This is a genomic window from Paenibacillus sp. CAA11, assembly GCF_003060825.1.
Classification (GTDB): Bacteria; Bacillota; Bacilli; order Paenibacillales; family Paenibacillaceae; genus Fontibacillus.
In genome coordinates, this window is sequence record NZ_CP028922.1 from 2,376,287 (window position 1) to 2,395,682 (window position 19,396).

At 44.4% G+C, this 19,396-nt stretch carries 20 protein-coding genes and 2 pseudogenes; 19 read left to right on the forward strand and 3 right to left on the reverse strand.

Going from position 1 to position 19,396, the window contains the following annotated elements; all coding sequences use genetic code 11:
• Window positions 1–75 precede the first annotated feature (75 nt).
• The 4 genes and pseudogenes from DCC85_RS10945 to rpsN all read left to right on the forward strand — a co-directional run.
• A pseudogene (locus DCC85_RS10945) lies at window positions 76–369 on the forward strand (sugar O-acetyltransferase); the annotation flags it as partial.
• Window positions 370–562: 193 nt separating this feature from the next.
• Window positions 563–985, forward strand: coding sequence for a VOC family protein (locus tag DCC85_RS10950; RefSeq protein ID WP_108465619.1), 423 nt, complete (start codon window positions 563–565; stop codon window positions 983–985).
• A 109-nt stretch (window positions 986–1,094) separates the two neighbouring features.
• Window positions 1,095–1,856: an alpha/beta fold hydrolase gene (locus tag DCC85_RS10955; RefSeq protein ID WP_108465620.1), complete on the forward strand. Its 762-nt coding sequence runs from the start codon at window positions 1,095–1,097 to the stop codon at window positions 1,854–1,856.
• 214 nt (window positions 1,857–2,070) lie between these two features.
• The gene (gene rpsN / locus DCC85_RS10960; protein ID WP_108465621.1) at window positions 2,071–2,340 is read left to right on the forward strand and encodes a 30S ribosomal protein S14; all 270 of its coding nucleotides are present in this window, start codon (window positions 2,071–2,073) and stop codon (window positions 2,338–2,340) included.
• Between the two features lie 72 nt (window positions 2,341–2,412).
• Here rpsN and DCC85_RS10965 read toward each other — a convergent pair whose 3' ends face one another.
• Window positions 2,413–2,784, reverse strand: coding sequence for a DUF4180 domain-containing protein (locus DCC85_RS10965; RefSeq protein ID WP_108465622.1), 372 nt, complete (start codon window positions 2,782–2,784; stop codon window positions 2,413–2,415).
• A 339-nt stretch (window positions 2,785–3,123) separates the two neighbouring features.
• On the opposite strand from DCC85_RS10965, the gene DCC85_RS10970 reads away from it, so the two are divergent.
• From DCC85_RS10970 to DCC85_RS11020, 11 genes are all read left to right on the forward strand, one after another.
• Entirely contained in the window at window positions 3,124–3,729 is a 606-nt protein-coding gene (locus tag DCC85_RS10970) for a DUF1349 domain-containing protein (protein WP_108465623.1), read from the forward strand.
• 78 nt (window positions 3,730–3,807) lie between these two features.
• Window positions 3,808–4,242, forward strand: a complete 435-nt coding sequence (locus tag DCC85_RS10975; protein ID WP_199909997.1) for a maltose acetyltransferase domain-containing protein — start codon at window positions 3,808–3,810, stop codon at window positions 4,240–4,242.
• 350 nt (window positions 4,243–4,592) lie between these two features.
• Window positions 4,593–6,050, forward strand: coding sequence for a rhamnulokinase (gene rhaB / locus DCC85_RS10980; RefSeq protein WP_108465624.1), 1,458 nt, complete (start codon window positions 4,593–4,595; stop codon window positions 6,048–6,050).
• 44 nt (window positions 6,051–6,094) lie between these two features.
• The gene (rhaA, locus tag DCC85_RS10985) at window positions 6,095–7,351 is read left to right on the forward strand and encodes an L-rhamnose isomerase (protein WP_108465625.1); all 1,257 of its coding nucleotides are present in this window, start codon (window positions 6,095–6,097) and stop codon (window positions 7,349–7,351) included.
• A 36-nt stretch (window positions 7,352–7,387) separates the two neighbouring features.
• The gene (gene rhaD, locus DCC85_RS10990; RefSeq protein WP_108465626.1) at window positions 7,388–8,233 is read left to right on the forward strand and encodes a rhamnulose-1-phosphate aldolase; all 846 of its coding nucleotides are present in this window, start codon (window positions 7,388–7,390) and stop codon (window positions 8,231–8,233) included.
• 153 nt (window positions 8,234–8,386) lie between these two features.
• Window positions 8,387–8,863, forward strand: coding sequence for a DUF2975 domain-containing protein (locus DCC85_RS10995; protein WP_108465627.1), 477 nt, complete (start codon window positions 8,387–8,389; stop codon window positions 8,861–8,863).
• A 10-nt stretch (window positions 8,864–8,873) separates the two neighbouring features.
• Window positions 8,874–9,089, forward strand: coding sequence for a helix-turn-helix domain-containing protein (locus DCC85_RS11000; protein ID WP_108465628.1), 216 nt, complete (start codon window positions 8,874–8,876; stop codon window positions 9,087–9,089).
• A 62-nt stretch (window positions 9,090–9,151) separates the two neighbouring features.
• A complete protein-coding gene (locus DCC85_RS11005; protein WP_108465629.1) occupies window positions 9,152–9,577 on the forward strand; it encodes a MaoC family dehydratase in 426 nt (141 codons plus the stop codon).
• Between the two features lie 42 nt (window positions 9,578–9,619).
• On the forward strand, window positions 9,620–9,964 hold the full coding sequence (locus DCC85_RS11010; protein ID WP_108465630.1) for an MmcQ/YjbR family DNA-binding protein: 345 nt from the start codon (window positions 9,620–9,622) through the stop codon (window positions 9,962–9,964).
• A 172-nt stretch (window positions 9,965–10,136) separates the two neighbouring features.
• Entirely contained in the window at window positions 10,137–12,266 is a 2,130-nt protein-coding gene (locus tag DCC85_RS11015) for a helix-turn-helix transcriptional regulator (RefSeq protein ID WP_234414429.1), read from the forward strand.
• A gap of 67 nt (window positions 12,267–12,333) precedes the next feature.
• Complete coding sequence (locus DCC85_RS11020) at window positions 12,334–12,987, forward strand: DUF4386 domain-containing protein (RefSeq protein ID WP_108465632.1); 654 nt, start codon at window positions 12,334–12,336, stop codon at window positions 12,985–12,987.
• A 55-nt stretch (window positions 12,988–13,042) separates the two neighbouring features.
• On the opposite strand, the gene DCC85_RS23390 is transcribed toward DCC85_RS11020, so the two are convergent.
• Window positions 13,043–13,636 carry a beta-xylosidase family glycoside hydrolase gene (locus DCC85_RS23390; protein WP_234414466.1) on the reverse strand — a complete coding sequence of 198 codons (594 nt, stop codon included), beginning with the start codon at window positions 13,634–13,636 and terminating at the stop codon, window positions 13,043–13,045.
• A 129-nt stretch (window positions 13,637–13,765) separates the two neighbouring features.
• Window positions 13,766–14,562: pseudogene (locus tag DCC85_RS23395) on the reverse strand (glycoside hydrolase family 43 protein); the annotation flags it as partial.
• A gap of 163 nt (window positions 14,563–14,725) precedes the next feature.
• Here DCC85_RS23395 and DCC85_RS11030 point away from each other — a divergent pair.
• From DCC85_RS11030 to ppsA, 4 genes are all read left to right on the forward strand, one after another.
• Window positions 14,726–15,649, forward strand: coding sequence for an ArsR/SmtB family transcription factor (locus tag DCC85_RS11030; protein WP_108465633.1), 924 nt, complete (start codon window positions 14,726–14,728; stop codon window positions 15,647–15,649).
• A 153-nt stretch (window positions 15,650–15,802) separates the two neighbouring features.
• Complete coding sequence (locus DCC85_RS11035; protein ID WP_442789541.1) at window positions 15,803–16,189, forward strand: ribonuclease domain-containing protein; 387 nt, start codon at window positions 15,803–15,805, stop codon at window positions 16,187–16,189.
• 14 nt (window positions 16,190–16,203) lie between these two features.
• Window positions 16,204–16,476 carry a barstar family protein gene (locus tag DCC85_RS11040; protein WP_108465635.1) on the forward strand — a complete coding sequence of 91 codons (273 nt, stop codon included), beginning with the start codon at window positions 16,204–16,206 and terminating at the stop codon, window positions 16,474–16,476.
• Between the two features lie 249 nt (window positions 16,477–16,725).
• On the forward strand, window positions 16,726–19,338 hold the full coding sequence (ppsA, locus tag DCC85_RS11045; protein ID WP_108465636.1) for a phosphoenolpyruvate synthase: 2,613 nt from the start codon (window positions 16,726–16,728) through the stop codon (window positions 19,336–19,338).
• Window positions 19,339–19,396 lie beyond the last annotated feature (58 nt).

Here is a 19,396-nt window from a genome sequence, read left to right on the forward strand (position 1 = left end):
GGATTGAGTGAGAAAAATTCAAAAAGAAAATAAGACCATTCGATTCTCTTCCATTCCTGATGATGCTACGATTATAATCACCTTCGTCCGAGCATGTTGAATGAAAGAGAAGCCTTAATCAGGGAGCTTTTTGCGAAAACCGGAGAGAAGTTTATAATAGAGCAGCCTTTTGTATGTGATCAAGGGTATAACATTGAGATAGGTGAGAATTTCTTCTGCAATCATAATAGTGTGATGCTGGATGCAGCCAAGATTACTTTTGGAGATTATGTGTTTATCGCGCCTAATTGCGCATTCTATACTGCGGGACATCCACTGGATGTAGAACAACGCAATCAGGGGTTAGAAATTGCACTTCCCATCACATGAGATCGAGAAATTATTACAGAAGAATATGCAAAACGGCCACTTAGCCGGAAAAGTGTGAGACAAACAAATTACTGTATGAAATCTGGGATTGTTAGGAGATTATAAAGTGATACCAAAGGAGATTGTTCCATATTATTCCTTATGGTGTATAATGGACAAGAATAACTGCATGATTCTAAGGAGGCTGTTCTACATGTCAATCCGTTTGAATCCGTATTTGAATTTTGATGGTAACACCAAAGAGGCGGTTTACTTCTATGAGAAAGCATTAGGCGGAAAACTGATGGGTATCATGACCTTTGGCGATATGCCAGCGGACCCGAATTTTCCAATGACGGATGACATGAAGGAACGCGTTATGCATGCAAACTTGAAAATCGGCGATTCGGAAATTATGTTTTCGGATACGTTCCCAGGCCAGCCTGCTCAGCCAGGTAATGCAATTCAAATTGCTATCCATTTTACAGAGGAATCACGAGCGAAGGAAGTCTTCGCTGCATTAGAAGATGGCGGACAAGTCATCATGCCACTTCAGACGACGGAATGGAGTCCGCTCTACGGGATCGTTAAAGACAAGTACGGAATTACCTTCCAAGTCAATGTTTCAGTTCAGTAATCGTAGAGGTTGGACATAATCTAGTAAGCTTGAGCCCCGGTCTAAGATAAGAGCTATTTTAGACTGGGGTTTGTATTTGGATCCGAATAGTTGATAGGGGGTAAAGCGAATGCCAATGCTTAAGTTTAAAGATTTAGAAATGTATTATGAGAAAATGGGTAGTGGGGACAATGTTATCTTTTTACATAGTAGTTATTCACGCGGGATATTGGCTTTCTCTAATCAAATGTTAGATTTTCAGAATAAATATACTTGCTATTTTCCGGATTTTAGAGGGCATGGTAGAACTAGATGTGAGAGTCTTGAGTGGTCAACACCTCGAATCACAGAGGACATCATTGACTTCATGGATCAACTAGATATTGCTGCAGCGCATTTGATTGGTTACAGTATGGGAGCCAACGTTGGCCTTTACCTTGCCACTAATCATCCTGAGAGAGTTGTGACGCTTACTACAATAGGTACAAGCGGGTTTTGCGACCCAACGGGTGCCGAGGAATTTGAGCCCGAATGGCTTATTCAACATGGACTTCAAGATACAATTGATCAAATGATAGAAAGACATTTGGAAGCACATAGAGGGCATTGGGAAGCGTTTATGAGACAATCGGCACAAGATTGGCGTTTGTACCCGCAGCTTACGTTAGAACAGCTTGGAAATATTCAATGTCCAGCGTTATTTATTACTGGGGAACATGATCATTTTGTTGGTGAGGAAAAAGTCAAACGACTGGCTTCACTTGTTAAAGAATCAAGGTACCATGTGGTTCAAAACGGAAGTCATAGACCTCATATGGTTAGGGAAAATCCTATTGAAGTAAATGATACGATACTCCAGTTTCTGGAACATAACAAAGCACCCGGTTATTGAGCGTCAGGCTTATCTTGTGATGAATGACGATCCGCCAAGGACAGCGGAACCGACTAAGATGATATATAATCGTAGGATCGTAAAGGCATTGCGTTTGACAGGACGATGAAGAAGGTGTACGATGAGTTAATCGTAATTTTTACGATTAGAACAAAACTCCATCAGGCGCTTAAGCAATGAATAGAATTTCTGCAACCGTGGAAGGGGAAGAATTGTGGCTAAAAAGTCTAAAGTAGTGAAGGAACTAAAAAGACAGGCACTTGTTGAAAAATATGCACAAAAGCGACGAGAGCTAAAGGACAAAGGCGACTATGAAGCATTACAGAAGCTGCCGCGCGATTCATCGCCAAGCCGCCTCCATAACCGCTGCTCGGTAAGTGGCAGACCTAGAGGTTACATCAGTAAATACAAGGTCTCGCGAATTGTGTTCCGTGAATTGGCGCATCAAGGGCAAATTCCTGGTGTCAAGAAAGCAAGCTGGTAAGATGCGCTGTACAACCAATTGTTATGTAAAAGCAGCTGATCAGATGTGATCAGGCTGCTTTTTTTACTTTTTTCAAGGCTGTACTAAACTTAATTGTTCCATTGCCTTCTTTTCGTCTGGGAAGAAAAAAATGTCTTTCCCTTTATTGCATTCATAGATAAAATCACTCAAACTCTTGCTTGAATATACCGAGAAGTCCCCTGTAATGGCTATTTTCACATGATAATTGATAAACTTTTGTAGGATTTCCCCTGCAAGTTTCGTACTTAAATGAAAAAAATCCTCACATATTGCCGATTTATTCAGAATTATACGGTTACATCCAGTTTCGTAAGACACTGTCGCTATAAAATCCAATGCTGACTGAACATCTTTTATCAGTATCTCGTCACTGGTTATGACAGCAATTTCAATATTATTGTGATTAACGGTACTTATTTTCATAATAGTCCTCCGCTACGGTAAATCGTTTTTTAAGACACTCCTACGTCTTATTATAATTTATATTAGGTGGATATTTCCATTTCGGAATCACGCAATGATAAATGCGGGAGTACCCCCTTAAGACTGACTAGTTCCACGGGGTTCAAATCGGGATTCAGCTACACACGAATTGAGTAAAGCCGATGTTGAAAAGTGTGCAGATCAGTTCTTTCAAACTTTATTATAGGAATACAGTATCATGAATTGAGAATATAGTGTCTTAAATACATGATACAAGGTGATATAATCATATATTGTAAATCGCTACCATTCTCATAAAATAATAAGGGGGGACTTTACATGCCAAAGTCAATTTTTCAAGACTTTAACTGGCTGAATGAAAGCAGCGTTCGGTATGAAGATGAATTTGTGGTATTGTTCGCACCAGAGCAAAGTGATTTTTTCTGTAATCATGTAGCCGCAGCTGAAGGCGGGACAACCCCACAATCGCTTACCAACGCGCCCTTTTTCTTCACGGAAGTATCCGGGGACTTTGTACTGCGCGTCAAAGTACAACATGACTTTCAAGATGTGTATGATTCCGCCTCTGTCATGGTTATGAAGGACATGAATGTTTGGGCGAAATTATGCTTTGAGCTCACTGATTTCTACACTCATGCAGTTGTAAGCGTAGTCACCAATCAATTCTCCGATGATGCTAATGGGAACAATATCGAGGGGAACTCCGTCTGGCTTCAAATTACACGAGTTGGACAATCTTTTGCCTTTCATTATTCAACGGACGGTACTCAATTTTACATGACAAGATACTTTACTCTGCCCGTTGAAGAGAAGGTGAAGGTAGGGCTCGTGCCGCAGTCTCCTAAGGGCAAAGGTGGGGAGAGAATCTATTCTGACTTTTCACTGGTAAATAAGACTGTAAAGAACATACGAATGGGTGAATAATCCTTGGTATAGCTGATCAACAGGAGGTTGCTATGGATATCGACAAAATTAAGAGCATTACGAATACTGGGGAGATGTATGATGTATGATGACGCTGCTGAAAATGTAGCCGAGGCTAGGGCACATGCATTAGCGATGTGTCGTAAATACAACCATAAAGTAAATACGAATGACGAATACGATATGTCCATTTTGAAGGATTTGTTCTCGAAAGTAGGGGAGAACGTATATATCGAGTCCAATTTTCGCTGCGAATTCGGCTTTAATATATCCATTGGCAACGATGTTTATATCAATCATGACATGATTATTCTTGATTGTAACGAAGTAAGCATTGGAAATGATGTGTACATAGGACCAAGGGCAGGACTGTATGGCGCGAATCATGCTGAAGATCCGTTTGAGCGTGCAGATAAAGGGGTTTATTCCGCTCCTATAACGCTAGAGGACAGAGTATGGCTCGGTGGGGATGTCAGGATTACACACAGCAGGAAATCCATGCAAGGTTATTAGGCCTATTAAGCTTTCTGATATTCGCTGGAAAAGATCAAAATGATCCGCTATGAATGGTAAGTTTGGTTGATAACGTTAATAGAAGTACATGAAGAAACCGGAACTGGTACGTTGACCAGTCCCGGTTTTATTCATTCTACAATGGAGCAGCAGGGAACTTCCTGGTTGCAAACATCAAAAAGATGTCCGTTTCAGTAAGTTCAATATGTGAATCGCAGGAAAACAAAATAAAACAACATAATATGTGTAGTATTTTGTTGACAACAAACTTAAACAAAGATAGGATAAGGGCAGAAGTATTGGATTATCAAAACTTGGCAAAGAAAAATCCATACATAAGGGGAATAACCATGAACGACTATATAGCCGTTGATATTGGGGCTTCGAGCGGAAGGCTAGTTGCAGCACGAATGACAGGGGGCAGGTTGGAACTACAAGAAATTCATCGCTTTAGCAATGGCTTCGCTGAACATGATGGCCATAATTACTGGGATATTGAGTACTTGTTCCAAGAGATCCTGCAAGGCCTCAAGCTTGCCAAAGAAGCGGGGATTCACGATTGCACGCTTGGCATAGATACTTGGGCGGTCGATTATGTTCTGCTTGACAGCGAAGGGAACCGACTCAGTGAAGTTTACGCTTACCGAGACAGCCGTACCCAAGGAGCACCGGATTTATTCCACAAGCTGATCAGCAGGGAGACGGTTTACGCCAAGACGGGGATTCAAGAGCTCAACTTTAACACCCTCTATCAACTGTTTGTCCATGATCGGAAGGAATTATACCGGGCAGAGCGGATATTAATGGTACCGGATTATTTATATTACCGGCTGTCCGGTCGTTATATGAATGAAGTGACCAATGCATCAACGATGCAGCTGCTCAATGCAGCAGTCCGGGAATTTGATGAAGACCTGCTTGCTGCTGTAAAAGTGCGCCGAAATCAGTTCGTAAAGCTGACTGAACCGGGTGAGGTGCTGGGAGAGCTGCTGCCGGAGCTCGTGCAGAAGTATCAGCTTCCCCGATGCAGCCTGGTTGTCGTCCCGTCCCATGATACCGCTTCCGCTGTAGCGGGAGTACCGGCTGATGCGAAGCGCAGCTGGGCTTACTTAAGCAGCGGGACCTGGTCCCTTCTCGGCGTGGAGCGAAGTGAGCCGCTGATTGGGGTGAGCGCCAGGAAAGCTAACTATACAAACGAATGGGGAGCTTACGGCACCTATAGATTTCTGAAAAATATTATGGGCCTGTGGATGATCCAGGAAGTACGCAAAGAGCTGGACAGCACATACAGCTTTGCAGAATTGGCCGAACTGGCCGAGGCTGCTCCTGCATTCAGGAGCCTCGTGCCCTGTAACGCAGCTCGATTTCTTAATCCGGATCGCATGATCGGAGAAATTCAGAGCTGCTGCCGGGAGAGCGGGCAGCCTATACCGGGGTCTCCCGGGGAGCTGGCCCGGTGCATTTTCGATAGTCTAGCTTTGACTTACCGGGATGCCCTGCAAGAGTTAATGGAGTTAACCGGAGAGCGGGTCAATGTGCTGCATATCGTAGGGGGCGGCTCTAACAATAAGCTGCTGTGCCGCCTTACGGCCGATCTCCTTGAAATTGAGGTTCAGGCGGGACCTTCGGAATCAACCGCTCTTGGAAATATTGCGGTACAGATGATCAGCACGGGTCAGCTTAAGGACTTAGCTGAAGCCCGAGAGCTCATTGCCCGGTCATTCCCCACAGAGATTTACCTGCCTGATCCGCTTGAGGGACGAGAAGAGGTCTTAGGCCGATGGCAGGAGCTGAAGTCAAGATTCTAGAGCAGTACAAAACTAATCAATAACAAGGTAAAGGAGCTAGCGCTATGAACCAAGCTATTGAGTCCAGTTATCAGGAAGCCAAACGTTTATATGCCCACCATGGAATCGATACAGATGCTGCACTCGAGCAGCTAGAGAACATCAAAATTTCGCTTCACTGCTGGCAGGGCGATGACGTCAGAGGGTTTCTCTTTAAGGATAAAAGTCTCAGCGGAGGGATTGCAGTAACCGGCAGTTATCCCGGCCGTGCCGGTACGCCAGAAGAGCTGCGTCAAGATTTGGAGAAGGCTCTTTCTATGATTCCCGGCAAGCATAAAGTGAACCTTCACGCGATATACGCGGATACGGAAGAAGAGGTAGACCTGGATAGACTTGAGCCCCGGCATTTTCAGCGCTGGGTAGATTGGGCAAAAGAGCAAGACCTCGGCCTTGACTTCAACCCAACGCTGTTCTCCCATCCGAAGGCGGAAGACGGCTTTACCCTAAGTCACCCGGACCCGGACATCCGTAAGTTCTGGATCGAACACTGCAAAGCTTCGCGTAAAATCGCTGAGCATTTCGGGAAGGAGCTGGGCCAGCCTTGCGTGACCAATCATTGGATGCCTGACGGTTACAAGGACACACCGGTTGACCGGCTGGCGCCACGCGAGAAATTGCGGGATTCACTGGATGAGATTTTCAAGGAGGAAATAAGCAGCGACTACAACATTGACGCCGTGGAGAGCAAGCTGTTCGGCATTGGATCGGAAAGTTACGTTGTGGGATCTCATGAATTTTATATGGGCTATGCCATGAGCCGCAATAAAGCGATCTGTCTGGATGCAGGTCATTTCCACCCGACTGAAGTCATTTCCAATAAAATCTCTTCCATTCTAATGTTTACGGATCAGCTGCTGCTGCACGTTAGCAGACCCGTCCGCTGGGACAGTGACCATGTCGTAACGATGGATGATGAGCTGCTGGAGATTGCAAGAGAACTGGTAAGAGGCGGATTCCTGCCGCGTACGCATATTGGACTGGACTTCTTCGACGGCAGCATCAACCATATTGCCGCTTGGGTAATCGGTACACGCAATACCATTAAGGCGCTGCTTCGGGCCATGCTGGAGCCGGTAGATCTGTTAAGAGCAGCTGAAACCGAAATGGATTACACAACACGACTAGCACTGGTGGAGGAATTTAAATCGTATCCGTTTGGCGCGGTATGGGATTACTACTGTGCAAAATCCGGCGTTCCTGTCCGGGAAGCTTGGCTGGATGAAGTGAAGAGCTACGAACGTGACGTTTTGCTAAAGCGCTAAAATCCTATTAAAGAGGATAGAGGAGAGAGATATGTGATGAATTCTTCCTACATGAATACCCAAAACCAAGCTACAGGACTAGAAATTCCATTTGTCCGTGAGATGGCTGAGATAACCCAGCATATGTGGAGAAACGGCTGGGATGAGCGGAACGGCGGGAATGTGAGCTATATCCTGGATGAACAGGAAGTAGCTAAATACCTTGATCCAAAACAAGTCATTCGTACGATAAAGCCGACTTTTCCGGCTCACGAGCTCGCGGGAAAATACTTTATTGTGACAGGGTCGGGCAAATACTTTAAAAATGTCATATCCGCTCCTGCCGCTAACCTTGGTGTACTCCGTGTATCAAATGATGGTGAGCAGCTGGAGCTGCTGTGGGGCCTGGCGAACAATGCTGTGCCAACTAGTGAGCTGGCCTCCCACTTTATGAGCCATATCGAACGGTTGAAGGTAGACCCTGACCACCGGGTGGTGATTCATAATCACGCCTCTAACACCATTGCGATGACCTTTATACATGATCTGGACGAAAATAAATTCACCAAAACGCTTTGGGAAATGTGCACCGAGTGCATTGTGGTATTCCCTGACGGCATCGGCATTATTCCTTGGATGGTTCCAGGATCGAACGAGATCGGCAGAGCCACAGCTGCCAAAATGAAGGAACACCACGCTGTTATCTGGCCTCATCACGGCATTTTTGGCACAGGCAGCACGATTGATGAAGCCTTCGGCTTAATCGAAACGGTTGAGAAAGCTGCGCAAATCTACATGCTTATTGCCGGGCATGAGATCAAGCAAAGAATTACCGATCAGGAGCTGGCTGATTTGGCGAAGGCCTTTAAGGTAAAACCGCGCATGGGTATTTTGAACGCATAATAACCTATAGACCATAAATAAAGGGATGACATTCTAATATTTGAATGTCATCTTTTTCTTGTTACATATTCATTCTTATTTGATAATTATTTATTGTAAAACAATAAAACAAATGCTACAATCAATGCCAAACTACTAATTGAGGTGCATGACATGGAACGAATAACTACCCTCTTCCTCAGGGTAACCGTTGTCCTTATTGGAATTGTGATTCTCGCTTTATGTATCTTTGTACTGCCTTTGATCGCTAATAAATTAGCAGATCATTATCCGCTTTCCTGGCGATCTTCTGTGATCATAGGTATGTACGCAGCAGTTATTCCGTTTTTTATTGCACTGTTTCAAGCTTTAAAACTATTAAGCTATATCGACAAGAACAAGGCTTTCTCGGATTTATCTGTAAGAGCTTTAAAGAATATCAAATACTGTGCAATTGCAATTAGTATCTTGTATGTCGCCATCGCTCCGTTCTTATATCTTATGGCGCAGAAAGACGACGCTCCGGGTATGGTAGCCTTTGGATGTGTCATTATCTTTGCCTCCCTAGTGATTGCAGTCTTTGCCGCTGTCCTTCAAAAGCTATTAGAAAATGCCATAGATATAAAATCTGAAAATGATCTAACGGTCTGAGGTGGGTAACATGGCGATAATAATTAATATTGATGTGATGTTGGCTAAAAGGAAGATGAGCGTCACCGAGCTTTCGGAGAGAGTGGGAATCACTATGTCTAACCTTTCTATATTGAAGAATGGAAAGGCCAAAGCGGTTCGATTTTCGACTTTAGAGGCGATTTGTAAGGCATTGGATTGCCAACCTGGGGATCTTTTAGAATACCAAAGTAATGATGGGGATTAGGACTTTTTTGCCGAAGCAGGTGCTGCTTATGGGAATTAACCCATTGAAGAAGGAGTGAGCATATGAGGTTTCATGAATTTTATATCGGTCAGGAATTTAGAACCGAATCGTTAACCTTATCCAAAGAAAGTATCTACAAATTTGCTTCGGAATTTGACCCGCAATATATGCACTTAGACGAGGAAAAAGCTATGCAGGGCAGATTCAATGGCATTATCGCCTCTGGCATTCAAACCTTAGCCATCTCCTTCAAGCTATGGATTGAAACTGGGAGTTATGGTGATGATGTCATCTGCGGTACGGCTATGAACAATATCAAATTTACCAAACCAGTTTACCCTGGAGATACATTGTACACTCTTGTGAAGGTGACAGAATTAAGGGAGAATCGGAGTGGGCCTGGCCTAGTCACTGTTATGTTGACAACTTTCAATGAGAAGGAAGAGAAGGTCTTTGAAGGGGAATTATCTGCTTTGGTGAGAAAATAAGGTATAAATTTGTACAAACTAAAGTTGCCGGAGGAAGAGTCAATGGATAAACAGCAAATCATTGATTATTGTCTTACTTACACCGATGCTTATGAAGACTATCCTTTTGACGAGAAGTGGACGGTAGTCCGTCATAGGAGCAATAAGAAAATCTTTGCCATGATCTACAACTATAATGGGCATCTGTGCATTAACCTCAAGTGTGAACCTAACAGAGCCGATTTCCTTCGCAGTATATTTAAAGAGGTTCTGCCTGGTTACCATATGAACAAACTGCATTGGAACACAGTTATTCTAGATGGCGGTATGCAGGATGATGATGTTTTCGAAATGGTACAGCACAGTTTTCAACTTACAATGCCCAAATTAAAAAGAGGACAGGCATAAGCGACAGCCCTCGGAACTTCCGATCCGAAGCTGTCGCTTTTTTTATTTTCTAATAGATGAAATGACCATTGCCGTGAAGGTTATTGGATCATAGCCTAACGCGCGCTCTCAAGAGGATATCCCATTGATGCTGGACCAAAGGTGCTGGTAAAATAGATGCATGACAACGCCCATGATCGCCACCAAATTTCATATCCCTACGCCTCGGCCAAAAACGGTTCTACGCCAGCGCTTAACCGAGAGATTAAGCAAGGGTTTGCACCGGAAATTGACCCTGATCTCTGCCCCGGCGGGCTATGGCAAAACGACTTTAGTTTGTGAGTGGCTAGCTGACTGCGGCCAGCCAGCTGCATGGCTTTCGCTCGAAGAAGGGGACAATGAACTTACCCGTTTTTTAACTTATATGATTTCTTCTCTTCAGACTGTAGTGGGGAAAATAGGAGAAGGTGTACTAGCTGTGCTTAGGTCCCCCCATCCGCTAGCGGTTGAAGCTATTCTGCCGCTTCTAACGAATCTTATTAATGAACTCGCGGCCATGTCGAGTCCTTTAATCCTCGTCCTTGATGACTACCATTTGGCGAGTTCGAAGGAGGTCGATGAAGCTTTATCCTTCCTGATTGAACATCTTCCAAAGCAAATGCACTTAACCATAACGACCCGAGAAGATCCCGGTTTCTCCTTATCACGCTTGCGTGTTAGGGACCAATTAACCGAGCTGCACGCTGCTGACATGAGATTCACTCTTTCTGAAGCCGAAGCTTTTTTTAACCATGTCATGGATCTTAATTTGTCCATGGATAGCATAACTAAATTCCAATTACGCACCGAAGGCTGGGTTGCGGGTCTGCACTTGGCTGCGATCTCTATACATGGAGAGCATGACGCCGGTCAGCTGCTTCAGGCTTTTACGGGGAACTACCATTTTGTGCTCGATTATTTGGTAGAGGAAGTTCTGCAAAGGCAATCCGTAACTATACAGGACTTTTTAATCCGAACATCCATGCTCGATCGACTGTGCGGATCGCTATGTGATGATCTCTTGCTCAATCCTGAGGTTAACGGAAAGAAAATGTTAATCGAGCTGGATCTGAGGAACTTGTTCGTCATTCCCCTGGATAAGGAACGGAAGTGGTATCGTTATCACCATTTATTCGCGGATCTCCTGCGCAGACGGCTGCATGAAAATCTAGATTGGAGCAGTATTAAGGAAATGCATAAACGAGCAAGTGTGTGGTATGAGGATCATGGCTTCGAGGTTGAGGCGTTTCGTCATGCCGTGGAATCTCGGGACATGGATCGCAGCTCACGTCTGCTTCAAGGTGACGGAATGCCGCTGCATTTACGTGGAGCGGCAGGAATTTCGCTCAACTGGCTGAAGTCTCTGCCTTCATCTGAACTTGATGCCAGACCTGCGTTATGGGTGATCTATGGTTCGGCTCTATTGATATCGGGTAAGCCGACAGAGGTTGAACACAAGCTGCAAGCGGCAGAGACGGCCTTGGAAGGCTTGGATCAGGACGCCACCGTCAAGGAACTGATTGGTTGGATTGCGGCGACTCGTGCTACATTGGCATCTTTAATTTTGTCTGATCATGATGATGAGGCTAAGCGAAAACTTTACGAAGCCGAAGCAGCTATGCAAGCCACGGGGCTTGAAGATAAGACCGATGAACTTGTCGGGTTGATAGTTCCCGCAAGCGATGCTCAGACCAGTGGAACACACGGAATAGATGTTGTTATTGATGAGTCACGACGTGCACTCGCATACCTGCGACCGGATAACCTTCCTGTTCGGACGGCTTCCGCTTGGATGCTGGGCGCCGCTTGTCAAAGGCGGGGAGATTACGCCGAGGCTTGTGCAGCCTATAATGAAGTCATATTGAATAGCCAAAAGATAGGTCATCGACTAATGGCTGTATTAGCCACAATCGGAATCGGTCAAATACGAGAGGAAGAAGATCGCCCCGATCTTGCAGCAGAGCATTATCGAGAAGCCCTGCGGCTAGCAGGCGATCTACCGCACCCTTCTATTCAAGAAGCTCAAAGGGGGCTGGAGCGTCTAAATAGGCGCCTCGAACGCAAGCAGATCGAACCGCTCAGCGAGCGCGAATTCGAGGTGTTGGAGCTCATAGCCAAGGGGCTTTCTAACCGTGAAATCGGTGAGAGACTCTTCTTGGCATTAGATACAGTGAAAGGTCATAATCGGAGAATATTCGAAAAGCTTCAAGTGCAGAGACGTACGGAAGCCATTGCCCGAGCCCGCGAGTTGAACTTATTAACTGACACCTCTAAACCACACTAAAGTGTCTACAGGATCAGGTCCTCTTCGAGCTATACTGCTAATAAAATTAGCGAAGAGGAGATCATAAATGAAAAAGACGGCAAGAGTGGTAGGGGTGTTATTTTTACTGTCCACGACCGCATTCCTAATTGGAAGCGGAATGATGGATCCTATTCTACATCGGACGGATATACTTACCCATACGGATCCCAACCGAACAAGCATGTTAGCAGGGGTGTTCTTGGAGTTGATCAACGCCGTAGCAGTTGCGGGGATTGCCATGCTTCTGCAGCCTATTTTGAAGAGATATAATGAAGCGTTTGCGATGGGGTACTTCGCCTCCCGGATCATGGAATCTGTGCTGCTCATCCTAAGTTTAATCGGACCACTTGTCCTTATCATGTTAAGCAAGCAATCCATTCACATAGGAACGTCTGGCGACTCTTACATGCAAACACTTGGTCATTTAGCCGTGCAGGTTCATTTCATGCTATTTGAAATAGCTATGTTCGTGCTGAGTGTAGGCAGTTTGCTGTTTTGTTATATCCTCTATGATTCGAAGTTAGTTCCACGATGGCTGTCCATTATTGGCTTGATCGGGTACACGGGATTGCTGGCGAGCAGCTGTCTCTCGATTGCAGGCCTGGATATAGGGTCTGTTCTCTATATCCCAGGTGCCATATTCGAAATTGTATTGCCGATTTGGTTAATAGTGAAAGGCCTCAATCTTCGCTCGGGATAGAGCATTCAATCAAACAGCGACAGCCCTCGGATGATCTTTTTGTCCAAGGCTGCCGCTATTTCTTTCTCCTCGGCTCTACAGAATAATCGCACTTAAATTTTGCGAATTCGGCTATAGAGCCTTGACCATACGCATACAAACCAATCACGACACCTGTAAACCCGCCAGCAACCTCGGAAGAAAGATATTTTGTCTGTGCCGAGCCTAAGTGTATATCTTTACCATTCGTGTGAAGGTAGAAGTTATATTGTTCAGAATTTGACTGTATTCTTAGTGTAGCTTGGCCGTGATCTCCCAGGTCAATTGCATGCTGAATCGTCTTGATATCTCCAATATTTAGGCGTTCGATGACCTTGTATCCGTTCTCATCTTTGCATAAGGCTAAATCATAATGATGATGCTCGTCCATGTATAGCGTTATGCCGGCTTCTCCACGGGTTAGACTTACATCACACGAAATTAACGCGTTGAAGTCCTTTTGACGGATGCCGATGAAGGTCGGAGATTCGGGTTGATTCAGCGAAACTTCAGTTCCTTTAAGAGTGAGCTTGTTGGGTTCAAATTGGTAATTGTGTGCATGAGGATGCCGGAGATAGATCCATTCTTTGTCCCATTCCGTATTCTCAAAGGTAAAGGACTTTTTCTCCACTTGAACAGTGGCCTCTGGAATTCGATCAGTTTCAAAAGTTAATAGGGTAGTTCCGTTAAGGCCAGCCTTAAACCAGCCATCCTCATCAAACGTTACAGGAGTTAGAAAGACTTCACGCCCAAGGTGATGATAAGTCAGCCACTGCCCGATCTGTCGGAATCCTAAGTGAAATAGCCACCAATTCCCCTGATGATCCTGAACTAGATCCCCATGCCCAACGCCCTGTAGTTCATAGCCACCTAAATTCCGATTCGTGAGGACTGGGTTAAAAGGAAACGCTTCGAAGGGCCCGGATACTAACGTCCCCCTTGCGTAAGTTTCCATATGGCCATATTCGGTTCCACCCTCAGCAGCTAGCAAATAATAGTGACCGTTTATTTTATACATATGAGGACTTTCCAGATAACGGCCCCCTGAACCTTGCCAGATCGTGCGGCTCGGCGTCAGCTTCTTGCCGGTTTCAATCTCTATTTCACACTGAACAATACGCGCTACTCCAAAATCGTCCAAGCCATTGCTCATGAAATACGTCTTGTCATTTTCAAAATATAAGTCTGGATCAATTTGCCCTGATCTACGTAGATCGGTTCAGACCATTCACCATAAATATCATCTGTCCAAACATAGAAATTTTGCCGGGTCGTGTCATTTGTAGTTGTCATGTAGAATCGTCCATTGTGGTGGCGAAGAGTAGGGGCAAATACTCCGCCTGAACTGTTTACCTTATCGAGTTGAACCTGGCTAGCTCTCGTTAAGCAATGGCCGATTTGCTGCCAGTTAATCAAGTCCTTGCTCTCGAAGATGGGAACGCTGGGGAAATACTGAAACGAGCTGCAAATGAGATAGTAGGTATCGTCTACTTTACAAACACTCGGGTCAGGATAGAAGCCTTTAATGACCGGATTATTATATTTCAATTCACTCACCTCAATAGTATATTTTCTTATTATAGGAATTGTCTGTCATGAACAGCTAATGAAATTAAACACCAAGCCTAAAGTGATTTCAATGCAACTAGGTTGAATGTTCCAACAATAACTATTAAATTAATATAAATGTGAATTCAATCGTTGGATGGAGATTATGCACATGCTTAAAGCAAACGGGGAACCCCAATACATGGCCTTATACGAAGCGTTGGCAAGCGAGGTTAGGTGGAAGATCATGGGCTTAATCAGCGTTAAAGAAATGAGTGTGAAGGAAATAGCCGCTAAGCTTGCGCTTAGCCCCTCCATTATCACCATGCATATACGCAAACTCGAACAAGCTGAACTGATCGGGAGCCGAAGGATACGCCGAAATGGCGGAACACACAAAATGTGTTTCCTCAAACAAACAGAAATCGAGATCGAGCTTCCATCTGTCAACAGCAGCATGAGGGTAATAGAACAGACGATTTCCATTGGTCACTACTCGGCTTACGAAATTCATCCCACCTGCGGCCTCGGTACACTGGAGAAGGAGATAGGGGTTTGGGATGATCCACGCTATTTCCTTGATCCCGAGCGAGTTCAAGCTTCCATTCTGTGGTTCGGTAAAGGTTACGTGGAGTATAAAATCTCTAATGATTTACTTCCTGATCAAACGGCTGATGCGGTTGAGATTTCAATGGAAATAGCCTCAGAAGCACCAGGCTTGGGAGATCACTGGCCCTCGGATATTACATTTACATTTAACAGCATTGTACTTGGCACATGGACAAGTCCGGCTGATTTTGGCAGGGCAGCTCGTGGCAAGTATACGCCAGCGTGGTGGCATCGAAACGTGAATCAATACGGTCTGCTTAAGACGATTCGCATAGACGCGTCAGGATGCTATATGGATGGAGAGCGGATGTCAGAGGTGACTCTGGCTGATATCAAGCTCACGGATCCATTCTGGACCCTTCGTTTCGCGGTAGAGGAAGAGGCGGCCCATGTTGGCGGTTTAACGCTGTATGGGTCCGGATTCGGCAATCACGACCAGGATATTGTGATCCGCGTGTATCTGAAGGACGAGACTCACGTCCAATAAAGGGAAATTTGCGGCGCTTGGCAATAGTGGGAATTGTGATAAGGTTATCTAGGCAATGCCAGGATGATTACATCAGAAGACGAACAAAGGAGATTAAACACAGTGTTTTTTAAAAAATGGATTTCCAGCTTATTAATTATTCTAGTTACGTTCATGCTCGCGGGTTGCTCACTTCAATCTATATCTGGTGTTAACTCAGCTCGATCGGACTCAGGTCTTACACAATTTGATGAAGTTGCCAAATATATCACTGAACATCATGAGCTTCCGGCAAATTATATTACTAAGAAAGAGGCTAGGGAGCTTGGCTGGGAACCAAGCAAAGGAAACCTGCAAAAGATAGCTCCAGGTAAAAGCATTGGCGGGGATGTGTATAAAAATCGGGAAGGATTGTTGCCCAAGAAGAAAGGGCGAATCTGGTATGAAGCAGACATTAATTATTCAGGGGGGACGAGAGGGAGTGACCGTATTTTATACTCCAATGATGGCTTAATCTACAAAACAACAGATCATTACCGTTCGTTTGAGCGGCTAAAATAATAGACGGAGGAGCTATGAGAATTATAACTATAGACGGAAAGAATATTCATGGAAAAGAGGAGCTGCATGAGGTGCTTCAATCCAAGCTTGGATTAGACCCAAGCTATGGGCGGAATTTGGATGCATTATGGGATTGCCTAACAGGCTACGTGGCGATGCCGCTAACCATTGAATGGCTGAACTTTGAGGCAAGCAAGGAATCGTTAGGCGAATACGCAGATCAGTTGTTGGAATTGATGTGTGAAGTTGAAGAAGAGCTTGAGGGATTTACATTTGATTTGAAATGATAGTTCATACTAATTACATTTCGTAGGCTTTTAAAGCCATCAAGAACGGTGGAAAAGCAAGAAAAGAACCTGAGATCATTCTCAGGTTCTTTGATATTGCGTATAAACAGACACAATGATATAATCAGATCACATTTGAGTAAATTAAATGTAGACACAAATAGTTTATCCTACAATTTTATTGTAACATGCCGGTAATTCTTTGTCAAATGTGTTTTTCTCAATTTAAGGGTTAGGGGAGATGCTGAAGTGAGTTCAATGGTTCTTGGTCTTCAAGAAATTGAAAAATCACAACTTACGCTTGTCGGTGGGAAAGGATTAAATTTAGGGCGACTGTCAAAAATGGAAGGAATTCAAGTCCCTGATGGTTTTTGTGTTACAACAACAGGGTACAAAAAGGCCGTCGAACCAAACGAAACATATCATGCATTGCTCAATCAACTATCCATGCTTAAAGCAGAGGACCGAGATCAAATCGGTGAAATCACCAGCGAGATCAGGCAAATCATTATGGAAGCTGAGCTTCCTAGTGATGTTGTGAAGGCAGTGACTCACTACCTCTCCCAGTTTGGCGAGGAACATGCTTATGCCGTGCGTTCTAGTGCGACTGCTGAAGATTTGCCATATGCCTCTTTTGCGGGTCAACAAGAGACCTATTTAAATATTATCGGCTTAGAAGCAATTTTACAGCATATCAGCAAATGTTGGGCTTCCCTATTTACGGACCGCGCAGTAATCTACCGTATGCAAAACGGATTTGACCACAGTCAGGTGTATTTATCCGTTATTGTTCAAAAAATGGTGTTCCCAGAGGCGTCGGGGATTTTATTTACCGCTGATCCAATGACTGGAAGCCGAAAGCGACACTCCATCGATGCCAGCTTTGGACTTGGAGAGGCCTTAGTCTCTGGCTTGGTATCTGCGGATGGTTATAAAGTAGAGGAAGAGAAAATCGTTGATAAGCGAATCGCGACCAAACCGTGGGCGATCTATGGCCGAACAGAAGGGGGAACCGAGACCCGGAAGATCGAACCCGAGCAGCAAAAAACACAAACCCTTACGGATGGGCAAATATTACAACTGGCACGCATCGGAAGACAGATCGAAGCTTATTTCGGCCAGCCGCAAGATATTGAATGGTGTTTGGCCCATGATGCGTTTTATATTGTTCAAAGCCGGCCAATCACCACTTTATACCCGATCCCTGAAGCGAATGATCAAGAGAATCACGTTTATGTATCTGTCGGCCATCAACAAATGATGACAGACCCAATAAAACCATTGGGATTGTCATTTTGGCTGTTAACGACTCCTGCAAACATGCGTATAGCCGGTGGGAGATTGTTTGTTGATGTTGCACCTATGCTGGCTTCACCTGCCAGTAGAGAATCTATATTAAAGTTGGGCCAATCCGATCCGCTTATAAAAGACGCACTCCTGACCGTACTAGATCGAGGCGATTTTATTAAAAAGTTACCAAATGATGAAAAAGAAATGAGCTTCGATAAAAGCAAAAAAGGGTTGCCGCCTGCGAGTTATCAAACATTAATTGAGTATGATCCGACCATCGTATCTGATTTGATAAAGCGTAGTCAAACATCGATAGAAGAGTTGAAACAAAAAATCCAAACGAAATCAGGGCCGGATCTGTTTGATTTTATTCTGGAAGATATCCAGCAATTAAAGATAAGTATAACTGATCCACAAAGCTTTGGTGTATTTATGACAGCCATGAACGCTTCAGCCTGGATCAATGAAAATATGAACAAGTGGTTAGGTGAAAAAAACGCAGCTGACACGCTTTCTCAATCTGTAACAAACAATATTACTTCGGAAATGGGCTTGGCGTTACTCGATGTCGCAGATGTGATTCGTCCCTATCCGGAAGTTATTAATTATTTACATCATGTACAAAATGATGACTTTCTTGATGAACTGGTTAAATTTGAGGGCGGGCAGGAGATCCAAACCGCGATCTATGATTATCTCAGCAAATACGGAATGCGGTGTACCGGAGAAATCGATATTACCAGAACGCGATGGAGCGAAAAACCATCGACTCTCCTCCCTATAATCCTTAGTAATATCAAAAACTTTGAACCAAATGCCAGCCAGCGGAAATTTGAGCAAGGGCGGCAGGAAGCTATGAACAAAGAACAAGAGTTACTGGACCGCTTAAGGTTATTACCGGAGGGTGAACAGAAAGCGCAAGAAACCAAAAGAATGATTGACCTAATCCGAAATTATATAGGCTATCGGGAATATCCCAAATACGGCATGGTTCAACGCTATTTCATTTATAAGCAGGCTTTGCTGAAAGAAGCTAAACGTCTCGTACAAAGTGGGCTTATTCAAGACCATGAAGACATCTTCTATCTCACTTTCGAAGAATTTCACGAAGCCGTGCGCTCAAATAAACTGGATGATAAGATTATCAGCAAGCGAAAAGAAGAGTACAAATTATACGATAAACTAACTCCACCCCGTGTGATCACGTCGGATGGAGAAATCATTATGGGGAAGTACCAACGAGAAAATCTCCCAGCCGAAGCTCTCGTAGGTCTGCCTGTTTCCTCTGGAGTGATCGAGGGACGCGCACGTGTCATCTTAAATATGGAAGATGCTAATCTAGAAGATGGAGATATATTAGTTACCTCCTTTACTGACCCTAGCTGGACCCCCTTGTTTGTATCCATAAAAGGCCTAGTCACTGAAGTGGGTGGATTGATGACCCACGGAGCGGTTATTGCTCGAGAATATGGCTTACCAGCCGTGGTTGGAGTGGAGAATGCGACTAATCTGATCAAAGACGGGCAAAGGATTCGTGTACATGGAACAGAAGGGTATATAGAAATATTGTAATTTAGATTAATTATGACTTTTACGAAGAGGCCGCAAAATTGCGGCTTCTTATTTTGTT

Coding starts and splice junctions, on each gene's coding strand:
- DCC85_RS10950 (WP_108465619.1), top strand. CDS start 563: ATGTCAATCCGTTTGAATCCGTATTTGAATTTTGATGGTAACACCAAA.
- DCC85_RS10955 (WP_108465620.1), top strand. CDS start 1,095: ATGCCAATGCTTAAGTTTAAAGATTTAGAAATGTATTATGAGAAAATG.
- DCC85_RS10965 (WP_108465622.1), bottom strand. CDS start 2,784: ATGAAAATAAGTACCGTTAATCACAATAATATTGAAATTGCTGTCATA.
- DCC85_RS10970 (WP_108465623.1), top strand. CDS start 3,124: ATGCCAAAGTCAATTTTTCAAGACTTTAACTGGCTGAATGAAAGCAGC.
- DCC85_RS10975 (WP_199909997.1), top strand. CDS start 3,808: ATGATGTATGATGACGCTGCTGAAAATGTAGCCGAGGCTAGGGCACAT.
- rhaB (WP_108465624.1), top strand. CDS start 4,593: ATGAACGACTATATAGCCGTTGATATTGGGGCTTCGAGCGGAAGGCTA.
- rhaA (WP_108465625.1), top strand. CDS start 6,095: ATGAACCAAGCTATTGAGTCCAGTTATCAGGAAGCCAAACGTTTATAT.
- rhaD (WP_108465626.1), top strand. CDS start 7,388: ATGAATTCTTCCTACATGAATACCCAAAACCAAGCTACAGGACTAGAA.
- DCC85_RS10995 (WP_108465627.1), top strand. CDS start 8,387: ATGGAACGAATAACTACCCTCTTCCTCAGGGTAACCGTTGTCCTTATT.
- DCC85_RS11000 (WP_108465628.1), top strand. CDS start 8,874: ATGGCGATAATAATTAATATTGATGTGATGTTGGCTAAAAGGAAGATG.
- DCC85_RS11005 (WP_108465629.1), top strand. CDS start 9,152: ATGAGGTTTCATGAATTTTATATCGGTCAGGAATTTAGAACCGAATCG.
- DCC85_RS11010 (WP_108465630.1), top strand. CDS start 9,620: ATGGATAAACAGCAAATCATTGATTATTGTCTTACTTACACCGATGCT.
- DCC85_RS11015 (WP_234414429.1), top strand. CDS start 10,137: ATGATCGCCACCAAATTTCATATCCCTACGCCTCGGCCAAAAACGGTT.
- DCC85_RS11020 (WP_108465632.1), top strand. CDS start 12,334: ATGAAAAAGACGGCAAGAGTGGTAGGGGTGTTATTTTTACTGTCCACG.
- DCC85_RS11030 (WP_108465633.1), top strand. CDS start 14,726: ATGCTTAAAGCAAACGGGGAACCCCAATACATGGCCTTATACGAAGCG.
- DCC85_RS11035 (WP_442789541.1), top strand. CDS start 15,803: ATGCTCGCGGGTTGCTCACTTCAATCTATATCTGGTGTTAACTCAGCT.
- DCC85_RS11040 (WP_108465635.1), top strand. CDS start 16,204: ATGAGAATTATAACTATAGACGGAAAGAATATTCATGGAAAAGAGGAG.